Source organism: Holdemania massiliensis, from assembly GCF_022440805.1.
GTDB lineage: Bacteria > Bacillota_I > Bacilli_A > Erysipelotrichales > Erysipelotrichaceae > Holdemania > Holdemania massiliensis_A.
The window spans coordinates 586,370-599,581 of record NZ_JAKNTK010000001.1 but is presented as its reverse complement, the minus strand read 5'-3'; the positions used below and the strand labels follow the sequence as shown (position 1 = coordinate 599,581).

Here is a 13,212-nt window from a genome sequence, read left to right as displayed (position 1 = left end):
TGGTTATAAGAATAAAGTCCTGCCGGATCAATGCAGACTGCACTGATCAGACAGGACTTTTCTCTTTTATGCTTCGCGAATTAGTGGATAACGGGAAGTCATTGCGATGACCTCCTGTCGCAGCTGGTTCTTAAGCGCTTCATTTTCAGGATCTTTCAGAATCATCGTCATCCAGCGAGCGACTTGGCGGAATTCTGCTTCTTTGAATCCGCGCGTTGTCATCGCTGCTGTACCCAGACGAATACCGCTGGTCACAAAGGGTTTTTCCTGATCAAAAGGAATGGTGTTCTTATTGCAGGTGATGTTGATTTCGTCCAACAGGGCTTCGGCTTTTTTACCAGTAAGGCCAAATGAGGATTTAACGTCTGCCAAAATCAAATGATTATCCGTTCCGCCGGTCACAATCCGCAGGCCTTCCTGCTTCAGTGTTTCACAGAAAACCTGACAGTTTTTGACAATCTGCCGAGCATAATCGTTAAATTCCGGCTTCAGCGCTTCACCAAAGCACACCGCCTTTCCTGCGATGACATGCATCAGCGGTCCGCCTTGGATCCCTGGAAAAACATTACGGTCGAGATCCTTTGCGAATTCCTGTTTGCAGAGAATGATGCCGCCGCGCGGTCCGCGGAGCGTTTTATGTGTAGTTGAAGTCACAAAATGTGCGTAAGGAACCGGACTGCCATGCAGACCAGCGGCAACCAAACCGGCGATATGCGCCATATCCACCATTAGATAAGCACCAACTTCATCCGCAATTTCGCGGAATTTCTTAAAATCAATTTCACGCGGATAAGCACTGGCCCCAGCCACTATCAGTTTCGGCTTCACTTCCATCGCAATCCTGCGCACTTCCTCATAGTTAATGCATTCGGTTTCCTGATCGACACCATAGCTGTGAAACTCATAGAGCCGGCCAGAGAAATTCAGCTGATGGCCATGGGTCAAATGTCCTCCAGAGTTCAGATCCATGCCTAATACTTTATCACCTGGCTGCAGGATTGTCATATAGACTGCCATATTGGCCTGGGAACCGGAATGCGGCTGAACGTTGGCATGTTCCGCCTGAAACAACTCGCACACGCGCTCACGCGCCAGGTTCTCTATTTTATCCACATCGACACATCCGCCATAATAACGCCGGCCTGGATATCCTTCAGCATATTTATTGGTCAAAATGGAGCCGACAGCCTCCAATACATCACGGGAAACATAATTTTCTGAAGCGATCAGTTCAATGTTATGGGTCTGTCGTTCTGTCTCTAATTCAATCGCATGGCGCACTTCGGCATCAATCATCAATAGGATCCTCTCTTTCTCAGTTCATAGATAATCTGATTATATCATGCTTTAGGTCTATAGGAAGAAAAATGCTTCGACATTCTCTCGTGTTGGAATTGATTTTTTGTCACATGTTTAAGAGATGGATCTGCGCCTCTCCGTTTTCTTATTTTTGGAGAGAAAATAAAGATAAAATTGATAAAAGAGTCTTGTCTTAACTCAGAAAAGGACTATAATAAAAGCGTAGGGTCGCTTGCAACAGCGATACCCGTCATTCACTACCTCTTACGAGGGAAGTGGTGGACAGATAAACGCCGGTTATCTTTGCGAGAATTGACGGCGTTTTTTCTTTTTCGATCTATAATTTTCAGTCTGTATTCAAGAAACAGGATCGCTGTTTGGACGATCAGGATGAATTCAGAAAGAGAAATAGAGCTCAAAAGTTTTATGAATTGCTTCATAAAAAGCCCCTCCTTTCCTAAGCTCAGAAAATCGAGCTTGAAAAACAATGAATCAAACAATGATCCATCCGGACGGGCAGCCGCTGTAAACAAGAAATCCTACATTTCTAATATTGCGGAAAAATGGAAAAAGCCCCGCCAAAAATTGAAAAAAGTAAGGTTACAGTACAGATTTTCTGATCCCATGATGTAAATTAATGAAAAATGATAATTAGTTTATTCCAACATAGTATTTTTATATTCTAATTCTTAGAAAATAGATAAACAGCCTTGAAATAACTCAGGAATGTTCTATAATATAAAGGTAGGATCGCTTGTAACAGCGATACCCGTCATTCACTACCTCTTACGAGGGAAGTGGTGGACAGATAAACGTCGGTCATCTTTGCGGGATAAGACGGCGTTTTTTCTTTCTCGGTCTATAATTTTCAGTCTGTATTCAAGAAGCATGATCGCTGTTTGGACGATCAGGATGAATTCAGAAAGAGAAATAGAGCTCAAAAGTTTTATGAATAGCTTCATAAAAAGCCCCTCCTTTCCTAAGCTCAGAAAAACAAGCTTGAAAAACAATGAATCAAACAATGATCCATCCGGACGGGCAGCCGCTGTAAACAAGAAATCCTACATTTCTAATATTGCGGAAAATTGGAAAAAGCCCCGCCGAAAATTGAAAAAAGTAAGGTTACAGTACAGATTTTCTGTTCAAATTGTGTAAATTTATGAAACAGTCGATTCTAAAAGGGGAAAACTTGAAATAACTCAGGAATGGATTATAATCAAAGCGTAGGGTCGCTTGCAGCAGCGATACCCGTCATTCACTCCCTCTTACGAGGGAAGTGGTGGACAGAACAACGCCGACAATCTTTACGAGACGTGAAGGCGTTGTTCTTTTTTGGTCTATAATTTTCAGTCTTTATACAAAATAGCTACTTGTTGAGAGTTTACAAAATCGTGCAGCAACAGATCTTTATTCTAAGGATACCCGGACCTGCCAAATTGATAAAAGCAGAAGAATCGGTAAGAATGGTAGAATTCACGTATTCTTTCGCGGTATAATAAACATACAATAAAGAAGTTATAAAGACGGAATACAGAGGGGGAAACACAATGCGAAAAAAATGGGGAAGCCTGGGAATTGGTTTATGCCTGGCGCTGAGCCTGTCCGGCTGTACGCTGTTCAATATGGATAAAGAAAGTCCAAAAGATGAACAAGTTACTTTTGGATTTACAGGTATGGATCTAACCGACCCTGCCTACCGGGCAGCGCTGGCAGAAGTTCAAAGTGCGGCAGAAGCCAAAGGCGATGTAGTGATTACTTTTGATCCACAGCTGGACAATGATCGGCAGATTGAAGGAATCGAACAGATGCTGGATCAAGGAATTGATCTGTTATTTCTCGGTCCGGTGGATGTTGACGGCATTTTACCCGCTTTGAAAGCATGTCAGGAAGCTCAGGTACCGGTCATTTGTTTTGATTCCCAGGTCAGTGATTCTGAATATACCGCTGCCTTTATCGGCGGTGACAATTATCAGCTGGGGGTATTAATCGGCGAACAAATTTTAAAGGATCATCCTGAAGGCGGAAAGCTGGGCATGCTGAACAATCCGCTGGCTCGCTCTGTAACGAGCCGGGTTCAGGGAATTCTTGATACGCTGGAAGGTTCTGCAGTGGAAGTCGTTGCCAGCGATGAAGTTACGCTGTATGAAGAAGTACTGCCGGCAGCTGAAAAGCTGCTGAGCGAACATCCGGAAATGAATATCCTGTGGGGATTTAATGATGATATTACGCTGCTGATGCACAGTCTGGTCTTGGCTGCCGGACGACAGGATAGTATCTTGTTATATGGAACAGGCAGTCTGTATCACGATGCCGGTACGGATATTCTGCTTCAAGCCGTTGAAAAAGGCTTTGTTCGTGCAGCTTCAGTGCAGTCGCCTGCACAATGGGGTATGCTCCTTCAGCAGCTCGGCTATCAGCTGCTCAGCGGGGAAGCACTAAAAGCTGAATATCTAACCGACTCGCAGATCATTAATCAGGATAATTTAGACAACTATGAAACAGAAGAATAAACAGACCCTTTCCCGCGTTTTTGAAGGCCTGCTGCTCGCCGTCTTAATCGGACTGATTTTGCTGACGGGTTTGATGATTCGGCATGTTCAGCAGCAGATGGAAAACAATGCGGTTGAGGCCGTTAAGAATATTTTTCAAAAATCAGAAAACCTGATCGATTCCGATATTCTCGCGGATCTTAACAGCGTCAAGCGGTTTGCCGCCTACATAAGCTGGGAAGATCCTGAAAAAGCCACAGTGACCATGCAGGCATTTCTGCAGGAATATGATTATCGGTTTGCGATTTATCTGAATTCTGAGGGAATCGGCTATGACAGTCAGGGACAAACCGTGAACGCAGATCAGCTTCCTTTCCAGCCGCAGGCACTGCTGCCCGGCAGTACCGCTTACTCAGCCATGTTCGTGGATGAAACCGGGGCGAGCTTAACCGTAATTGAGATGCTGCTGGAAAAAGACAATCAGGATCTAGGTACTTTTTTCGTCGGTGTTCCGATGGAGCGTTACAGCAGCAATGCCATCGCAAAATCCTTTCGCAGCGACGGCTATTACTTTCTTGTCGATACGCTCAGCGGCAGTGCAGTCAGCGCCGCAATCCAAAGCGGTGAAAATGAAACTCAGATTATTCAGTTTGCCGACTTGATCGAAGCCGCCGGCTATCGCGGTGATGATCAGCAAAAGCTTAAAAATCGGCTTGTGAATCAAGAAGAATTCAGCATTCGCTGCAAGATCCAAGGAAAAGAATATTACCTTTATTTTATTCCGGTTCAGGAAAATCCGCAGTGGATTCTGTGTGGGATTATTCCCAGCGAAGTGATTCAGGCGGAATCACAAAGTGTGTTGGCAATCATTACTGGGATCATCGAAATGCTGATCGTCATCTCGGTTCTGACTGTTACCGTCGTGCTGTACTTCCTGGTTCGCCGCCGCAACAACGAACGCCGGCAGATGGTCGAACGGGAAATTCAGAACGCAACCTATGACGCCCTGAGTGAAAAGAGCGACTTGGTCGTCTGTTTGTTTGATCAGAATCAGCATCGTTTGGAACAGGTTTTCCGCAACAGCAAGCGGATTTTAGGTCATGACAGCCAGGCTTATCTGACGAATCCCGAGCTGTTAAAGGAGCTGTGTTGTAAGGCTTCACCCGATCTGTACCACCGGCTGATGGCGGAAACAATCGAAAAAGATGAAAGCTATCAGCTCCAAATCGAACATGCGCAAACCCATCAGCTGCTGGATCTGCGGTTCACGATTAAAACCGGCGTCATGATCGCCGGACGAAAGAAAATGATGTTTTATTGGGAAGACATCACTCAAAACATGCGAGTTCAGGAGTCCTTGCGAACAGCCGCTCAAGCTGCTCAGCAGGCCAATCGGGCCAAGTCAGAGTTTCTTTCCAATATGAGTCATGAAATCCGAACACCGATGAACGCGATTATTGGAATGGTGGAAATTCTTGACCGCAACGCCCAGGATCCGGTACAGGTTCATGAATCTGTTCGCAAGCTTCGTTTATCCGCAGCTCACTTACTGAGCATTATCAATGATATCCTGGATCTGTCACGGATTGAAAGCGGAAAAGTTTCAATCAAGGAAGAACCGTTCTGCCTTTCAGAGCTGATTGACAATGTCTCCGGCATCATCCGGACGCAGGCGGAGGCCAAACATCATACCTTTGATATTCATATTCATGATCTCTGGAATGATCATCTCTGCGGTGACTGGACTCGGCTCAATCAGGTGCTGATTAACATCTTGAACAACGCCGTCAAATATACCCGGCCGTTTGGTCACATCAATTTTGAAATCATGGAAAGTCCCTCGCAGCGTGAAGGTTATGTAAGTCTATGCTTCCAGGTAAGGGATAACGGAATCGGGATGTCCAAAGAATTTATGCAGCGGCTCGGTTCGCCTTTTGAACAGGAACAAGGTGAGCTGCATATCCAGGAAGGCGGAACAGGTTTAGGATTATCGATTGTTTATAACATCGTCGAAATGATGGGCGGTACCCTTTCCGTTGAAAGTGAATTGGAAAAAGGTTCAGCCTTTGCGATCCGCCTGGACCTGAAAAAAGCAGATTATCCGGAATTCAGACCGCAGGAAATTGCCGGCATGCGCGTGATCATCGTAGATGATGATCCACAGGTTTGTGAAGATGTCACGGCAATTTTGGAAGCGGCGGCGGTCTTTGCCGACAGTGCGCTCGATGCTCCTGAAGCGCTGCGGAAAATTCGGTCAGCGCATCAGAACCAGGCAAGTTATGATGTTGCGATTGTTGACTGGGTTCTGCCGGGAATGGATGGCTTAACGCTGACACAAACAATTCATGAACAGATCAGTGAGGAACTCCCGGTGATCTTCGTTTCTGCTTACGATTGGTCGCAGATCATGGATAAGGCCCAGGAAGCTGGAATTGAACACTTTATTGAAAAACCGCTGTTTCGCAAGCGGCTGTACAGTGCGCTGGCGGAGATTCACAGCGGCCATCCTGAAAAAACAAAGACAGTGGATCAGCCGAGCGTGCCGGAATTATCCGGCTGCCGAGTCCTGTTAGTTGAGGATAATGAACTTAACCGGGAAATTGCTGTTGAATATCTGAAAATCGGCTTGATTGAAGCCCAGATTGCGGTAAATGGACAGGAAGCCATCGATCAGTTCCTGGCTGCTCCGGCCGGCACCTTTGATGCGATTTTAATGGATCTGCAGATGCCGGTCATGGATGGTTTAACAGCGTGCCGTAAAATCCGTCAAAGTGAACATCCGCAGGCTCATACGATTCCGATTATTGCGATGACGGCCAATGCCTTTGAAGAAGATGTTCAGCGATGTCTGCGCGCCGGGATGAATGCTCATATGGCAAAACCGCTTGACTGTGCACGATTATTGCGGATTATCGAACAATGCGTTGAGAGGAAAGAAGAAGAATAAAGGCAATTAAAAACATAAAAAAAGCATCAGTTTTGAAGGTTTCCCGCTTCCAATACCCTGATGCTTTTTTTCTTTTGAGATTAAACCGCTTAAATCCGATACAGACGATCGATGTATTTAGCTTCCAGCGTCTCGTTGAACTCCCGTCCGCCGTCGATATTCTGTGATTTGTAGATCGGAGGAGTGATCCCTTTTTCAATCAGGATTTCAGCTGCCCGATAGGTCACCGCCTGAACCAGAACCGAGGTCGTAATCATCGACATGCCGCAGATCTTGCCGTCAAAGCCTTCCAGATCGATGCAGCAATCGCCTTCCGGCGTGCAGTTGTCCAAAACGATATCTGAAATTTCATACAGATTCTTGCCGCAGGAATGTTTTGGCGACAAGTGCGAAGAAGCTTCCAGCGCTGTGATCGCGATCAGCTTGGCACCCTTCTTCTTGCAGCCCAGGGCAATATCCATGCACAGCGGATTACGGCCGGAATTGGAGATGATAAAGACAACATCGCCCGGACGGACATCAACCTTCTTCATAAAAATCTCGCCGGCTCTTTCAACTGTTTCATAAGCATTGTTGGACGGTTCTACAATTTTCTTTGTCGGAATGAATCCGCCTGCTCGATGGGCTACTTCCATGGCTCCCGCTAAGGAATGTCCGCCGCCCCAGGCCTGGACGATACCACCGTCGATAATGCATTGGGCAACCGCCTGCGCTGCGGCTTCGATGTTCTCCTGCTGCGTTGCTTCAACTTGATCGACAAGCTGGCGAACCGTTGGAAATACTTTATTGTTCATTTTCAATTCCTCCACTTTCTGTTCCCATTGTAAACTTTTTATTCAAAGTTTACAATACTTTATGAATAATTTAACCTGTTTTTATTCTGTAATCTTTTCCTGTTCTTTAAGGCGGGCGATCGCCTGCGTGAATTCCCGGGTAATGCAGTGCGGACGAGTGATCGCACTGCCGACCGTGACCGTCCAGGCGCCCAGCTGGAATGCCTTAACTACCTGATCCGGATGATGGAAGCGGCCCTCGGCATTGATCGGCAGTGAAGTCAGAGCACATAATTCCTCAATCAGCTGATAATCCGGATCTTCTAGGTGGCGCGAATACGGCGTATAACCGGCAATCGTCGTCGACAAAATATCAGCACCGCCCTCAGCCGCAATTTCACCTTCCTCTGCGGTACTGATTTCCGCCATGATCAGCACGTTCAGATGAGCTTTATATTCCTGAAGCAAATTCAGGATGGTCTGCGGTGTCCGTCCCTGACGCAGGGTACAGTCCACCGCTACAATATCCGCTCCGGCTTCCGCCACAGCCCGCGCGGATTGTAGCGTCGGCGTAATGATCACATCGTGCAGCTTATCATAAGACTTCGGCATGATTTTATTGATGCCGAAGACCGGCAAATCCACTTCCTTTTTGATCGCTCGGATATTCTCCGGCCAACTGGCACGAATCGCCGCAGCTCCCCCCAATTTGGCGGAAATGGCCATTTTAGCCATGAAATCAGCACCATAGAAAGGTTCGTAGTCAAATGCCTGGCAGGAAACAACCAACCCACCCTGCAGCTGTTCAATCAATGACTTGTTCATAAAGTTTAAGCAAGGATTCCAAAGAATCGGCCGACTAAAGCAATCGCAAAGATCAGAATGAAGACCCGTCCCATCTTCCACTGCTTTTTCTCCATCAGCGCCCATGCGCCCAGTGTCAGCAATAGCGGCAGTAAGCCTGGCATAATTCCATCCAGAACTCCCTGAATATTCATCGTCATCTCGCCGGAAACGTATTGCCAGCCGATCTTCACACTGACATACTGAGCGCTGATGCAGCCGACGATGATCATCCCAACGATGTTGGCAAAACGGACTGCGATATCCTTCATGCCGCTTTCAAACAAAGTATGAATGGCGTTGATCCCGGAACGGTAGCCGAAGCGGAAAGTCAGCCAGGTGAACGGAAGCATGATGCCTAACCAGGCCACGATGTAGAACAACGGACCGGCCAAACTGCCCTGCTCACCGACTAATCCCAGACCGATGCTCAAGAGAATCGGAATCAGTGTGCCGATAAACAAGGAGTCACCAACCCCTGCGAATGGCCCCATTAAAGCAGTTTTGGTCGAGGAGATCAACTCATCCGGAACATTTTCGCCACAAGCCCGCTGCTCTTCCATCCCTAACGCAATTCCATTGATCATCACGCCGACCATCGGCTGGGTATTGTAGAACTGCGTATGCCGAAGCATCAATGCCTTCTGTTCTTCAGGATCTTCATAAAGCTTATCCGCGGCCTTGCCCATCATTCCCGCAAAGGCCGGAGCTTCCATCCGTTCCATGTTCTGCGCGGCCAGCGCAAACATCATCCAATACGCATACGCGTTGAATAAATCCCGATTCGATAATTTCTTAGTGTTACTCATCGACTTCAACCTCCAGTTCATTTTCCTTTTTTGCCGTATAGCGGATATCCAGATAAGCTAAGAAGCAGGCGACAATCGTAGCGGCCACAATTGGCATCTTCAAGACCGCAATCATGATGAAGCCGACGAAGAAATAAACCAACTCGATATTTTTGTTTAAGACAAACCGCAGCAGCATCGCAAACCCGACTGCCGGCAGCATCTTGCCGAAAATCACAAAGGTATCGCCAAGCCAGGTCGGAATCGCCTGAACAACCGAAATAATAAAATCTTGTCCGAAATAACAAGCCAGAAAGATCGGAACAAACCGTGCGATGAATTGAGAGATTGAAGCATAGACTGGTGCATTCGCCGCTTTTTTAATCTTTCCCTGTTCAATCCATTGTTCCTGTTTGCGTACCCAGTAAACATTCACTGAAGCGACGACATAAACCAGTGATACCCCTAAGAAGCTTAGTGGAACGGATAAGCTGAGCGCGTATTCTGTGGATGCCCCGGCGACCATTGCCAGCGGTATCCCCATATAGGCCGCAAAATTGAGATCAGCCGGCATCGATAATCCCGGCGTTACCAAACCAATGTATAATGTCTGAACCGCGGCGCCCATCAGAATCCCCGTGCGCACGTCCCCAAGAATCAGACCGATGATCAAGCCGGAAACCAATGGACGGCCCATCGTATACCAGCCGCCCAGCTGGCCGAAGATCCAAGGTGAATAATTGGAAGAGAGATAGCCGCATAAAGCTATCAGCAGAGCTTGAATTAAAGTCATAAAACGCCCTCCTTGCGATCCATCGCAATAACTTCTTAATTCATTACTTTGCGCAAATAAAATGAATTAACACACCCAGATCATAATCTTTCGGCTTCCTTTTTGTCAACGAATTTAAGTCATTAATTTTTAAATAAATTATTTTGTGAAGACTTTCCGAGTCATTTGTGAATAATCAGCTTGTTCTTTCATATCCGGTCCGCTATAATAAATTCAGAAGAATGAGGTGGGTTTCATGTATCAGGAAAAATTAAAACAAGTCCAAAATGAATTGACACAGACCGAAAAAGTTATTGTGGAATTCTTTGAAAAGCATTCGTTGGAAGCGCGTAGTTTTACGTCATATCAGCTTGCGGACAGGCTGAATATCGGCCAATCCACAATTATCCGCTTTTCCAAGAAGCTGGGCTACCGCAGCTTTCGGGAGCTGTTGGAAGACTTATCCATTTCTTTAACTGAGGAAAAGGTTAAGGAAGAAATTGTCGTCAACGAAGGCACCTCTTCCACCAATCAGAAGATCATCCAGCAGTATCAGAAGATGGCGGAACTGACTCTTGAATTCAATCCGCCGCAAGTCATTGATCAGACTGTATCAACGCTGAGAAAAGCGCGGAAAATCATTGTTTTTGGTTTTGGCAACTCGAATTTATTCGCGGAGTATATTTCCAATCAGTGGCTGAAGATGGGGCTGGATTCCTTTTGCAGCGCGAATTCACACATTATTTTTTCCATGCTGAGTCAGTTCGGTCCGCAGGATGTTTTATTTTTGATTTCCGAATCCGGTGAAACACCGGAAATATTAAAGGCCGCAAGAATTGCCGGACATCAAAATGTGACTGTCATCGCTATGACGCGAATTCAGAAAAACCGTCTCCACGGTTATTCCGATATTGTTTTAAAGACCGTAAACTATGAAACTAATACGCGGCTGAATGCCATGACACTGCGGTGTTCACAGCTGTGTCTTCTGGATATGATCTATTTAAATTTGTATAAGACAGATTTTGAGCATTATGAAAAAATCATCGCGGAATCTGAGAAATTATTGGATTATAAGTATAACGGGTAAGTCAATGCGTTTCCTGTTCTTCACGATAGAAAGTAAATCCCTGTGTTTCCAAAGCCTGACGTAAAGCCTGAACATTCCCTACATCGCATGCGAATCGAATTGTCAGCTGAACATTTTGGGAGCTTGCTGAAAGGGCCTGAACGATTAAAAGATCGCCGTCATACCGCAGCGAGACTGTCAGCGTTTCCAACAAAATTGTTGGCGGCGTAAATTCATGCGCATAGACCACCAGCCAGGCATTTTCTGAGCTGAATTCCTCAGCTTTTCTCAGCCTGTCATCGATTTGAAGCAGCTGATGCTAAATCCAGATTCGCGTCTGCGGCAGCGATGCGCCGCGCCGACAAAGACTCATTTTAGCCATTCTAATTCCTCCGTTTTATTTATTGTAAGGGATTGCCACAAAACCAACAAGGCAAATTGAGATCAAAAAAAACCAGTCGATCAAAACTGGCTCTTTTTATAAACTCTTCTCTATAATTTTAAGTCTTCAAGCTGCCTGCGTTTTCTGAGTCAGTCAAGCCAAACAAAGAAACGAACAGTAAGTATGTGGTCTTGCGGCTCTGCAGCTTTCTTTTGTCATTTTATTGGGCCGAAGCCAGCGAGGCATTTTTCTTTTCTTTTCGGCTTAAGACAAAGAAATAGAGAACGCAGAGGATGATCTGCACAAAGGTCGAACACGGCGTTGCCAGACCGATCCGAAACAGTGTAACCGGTACGCATTTGCTGGCTAGGTAAGAAACCGGAATCCGCACGCAGAAAGCGCCGATCAGTCCCTGAAACATCACGAAGGTCGTCTTGCCGCAGCCGTTGAAATACCCGACAAAGCAGAACATAAACGACACCAGCAGCGTGTCGATCGCATAGGCTTTCAGATAATCCGCAGCGGCAAAAATGACCTGCGTATCCCGCGCGAATAAGCCGGAAAGCAGATGACCGTGAAAGAATGCGAAATAACTCATGAAGATCCCGAATAACAGGGATGTCGCAATCCCGTAGACCATGCCGCGTTTTGCCCGTTGGGGCTGATTTGCGCCAATATTCTGTGCGACATACGCCGAGATGGACTGCGCATAGGCCGAAGGCACCAACAGAATAAAGGTACACACTTTTTCTGCGACACCTACGCCGGCAGAAGCGATGACGCCCAGCTGATTGACGATGGCCGTAATTGCTAAAAAGGAAATGCTGACAAGCAGGTCCTGCAGCGCTACCGGTGCACCTAATTTGACAATTTCCTTGATCGTCGAACCATGAAACCGGATATGCCGCCAAGAAAAAGGGAACGGCAGACCCTGACGGGCAACCACCATCAGCGACAAAATCACGCTGATCGCCTGAGCCATGACCGTGGCCAGCGCTGCACCGGCAGCGCCCATTTTAAACCCAGCAACCAAAAGCAAATCCAGAACAATATTCGCTGCACAGGCTATCGCGACGGCCAAAAGCGGCGTGCGCGCATCTCCCAAACCGCGGAAAATACTGCCCAGCGTATTATACGCAGCGATAAATAAAATCCCGCCGGAACAGATCAAAACATATTGATTCGTAAACGCGACCGCTTCTGCCGGCGCCTGCATCAGCGTAACCAGAGCCGGCGTTGCGAACAACATGATCCCGGTCAGAATCAAAGCCAGGCAGCCAAACAGAAAAACACCGCTTTCCACAGTCTGACCGACTTTTTCCGGTTCACCCCGGCCAAACTGCTGCCCGATTAAGACCGTGATGCCCATCGCCAGTCCCGTGATAATCACCATCATCGTGTGCATCACCTGACTGCCCGTCGCTACCGCAGACACAGCTTCCGGCGAAGCAAACTGACCGACAACCAGTAAATCCACCGCCCCATACAATGCCTGTAAGATTAAGGCAATCATAATCGGCACCGTAAATTTCATCAGCGGCGCTAAAATTTTTCCACTCGTAAATTCAGCTCTCATTGAAACTCCTCCAATCAATCAAAAAAGGATAAGACACCGACGCTTCCGTCAGCCATCTTATCCAGCAAATCACCCAGAATGTGATTTCCCCTCCGATGAATAATGACATTATAGTTGAAATCTGCGGTCAATGTCAACGTTTCTTCACAACATTTCCACAGTGCGCGTCCAGAGAATTAAAAGAGTCACCAAGGATGGATGCAAAATTGAACTTACAGGGATCATCAGGACTTCTCACGGCTTTGCCTCGGCTCTTTTTAATCTGCAAAATCAG

10 protein-coding genes are annotated in these 13,212 nt (G+C 46.6%); 3 read left to right on the top strand and 7 right to left on the bottom strand.

Translation table 11 applies throughout. From position 1 onward, the window contains the following. Window positions 1–66: 66 nt before the first annotated feature. Window positions 67–1,296, bottom strand: coding sequence for a serine hydroxymethyltransferase (gene glyA / locus MCG46_RS02785; RefSeq protein WP_240277470.1), 1,230 nt, complete (start codon window positions 1,294–1,296; stop codon window positions 67–69). Window positions 1,297–2,846: 1,550 nt separating this feature from the next. On the opposite strand from glyA, the gene MCG46_RS02780 reads away from it, so the two are divergent. Together MCG46_RS02780 and MCG46_RS02775 are read left to right on the top strand one after the other, a co-directional pair. Further along, a complete protein-coding gene (locus tag MCG46_RS02780) occupies window positions 2,847–3,809 on the top strand; it encodes a substrate-binding domain-containing protein (protein ID WP_240277469.1) in 963 nt (320 codons plus the stop codon). After that, window positions 3,793–6,735 carry a response regulator gene (locus MCG46_RS02775; RefSeq protein WP_240277468.1) on the top strand — a complete coding sequence of 981 codons (2,943 nt, stop codon included), beginning with the start codon at window positions 3,793–3,795 and terminating at the stop codon, window positions 6,733–6,735. The genes MCG46_RS02780 and MCG46_RS02775 overlap by 17 nt, the downstream gene beginning before the upstream one ends. An 89-nt stretch (window positions 6,736–6,824) precedes the next feature. Here MCG46_RS02775 and MCG46_RS02770 read toward each other — a convergent pair whose 3' ends face one another. The 4 genes from MCG46_RS02770 to MCG46_RS02755 form a co-directional block, all read right to left on the bottom strand. Next, a complete protein-coding gene (locus tag MCG46_RS02770; protein ID WP_240277466.1) occupies window positions 6,825–7,529 on the bottom strand; it encodes a sugar isomerase domain-containing protein in 705 nt (234 codons plus the stop codon). An 81-nt stretch (window positions 7,530–7,610) separates the two neighbouring features. Beyond that, the gene (locus MCG46_RS02765) at window positions 7,611–8,333 is read right to left on the bottom strand and encodes an N-acetylmannosamine-6-phosphate 2-epimerase (RefSeq protein ID WP_240277465.1); all 723 of its coding nucleotides are present in this window, start codon (window positions 8,331–8,333) and stop codon (window positions 7,611–7,613) included. A gap of 5 nt (window positions 8,334–8,338) precedes the next feature. Beyond that, window positions 8,339–9,160, bottom strand: a complete 822-nt coding sequence (locus tag MCG46_RS02760) for a PTS system mannose/fructose/sorbose family transporter subunit IID (RefSeq protein ID WP_154240620.1) — start codon at window positions 9,158–9,160, stop codon at window positions 8,339–8,341. Next, window positions 9,153–9,932 carry a PTS mannose/fructose/sorbose/N-acetylgalactosamine transporter subunit IIC gene (locus tag MCG46_RS02755; protein WP_240277464.1) on the bottom strand — a complete coding sequence of 260 codons (780 nt, stop codon included), beginning with the start codon at window positions 9,930–9,932 and terminating at the stop codon, window positions 9,153–9,155. Before MCG46_RS02755 ends, MCG46_RS02760 begins: the two co-directional genes overlap by 8 nt. A gap of 235 nt (window positions 9,933–10,167) precedes the next feature. On the opposite strand from MCG46_RS02755, the gene MCG46_RS02750 reads away from it, so the two are divergent. Then, complete coding sequence (locus MCG46_RS02750; protein ID WP_240277463.1) at window positions 10,168–11,001, top strand: MurR/RpiR family transcriptional regulator; 834 nt, start codon at window positions 10,168–10,170, stop codon at window positions 10,999–11,001. A gap of 1 nt (window position 11,002) precedes the next feature. Here the strand turns inward: MCG46_RS02750 and MCG46_RS02745 are convergent, their stop codons facing one another. Together MCG46_RS02745 and MCG46_RS02740 are read right to left on the bottom strand one after the other, a co-directional pair. Beyond that, window positions 11,003–11,230 (bottom strand): hypothetical protein, encoded by a 228-nt coding sequence (locus MCG46_RS02745; RefSeq protein WP_240277462.1) that lies wholly within the window; start codon window positions 11,228–11,230, stop codon window positions 11,003–11,005. A gap of 352 nt (window positions 11,231–11,582) precedes the next feature. After that, window positions 11,583–12,938: an MATE family efflux transporter gene (locus tag MCG46_RS02740; RefSeq protein WP_240277461.1), complete on the bottom strand. Its 1,356-nt coding sequence runs from the start codon at window positions 12,936–12,938 to the stop codon at window positions 11,583–11,585. Between the last annotated feature and the right edge of the window lie 274 nt (window positions 12,939–13,212).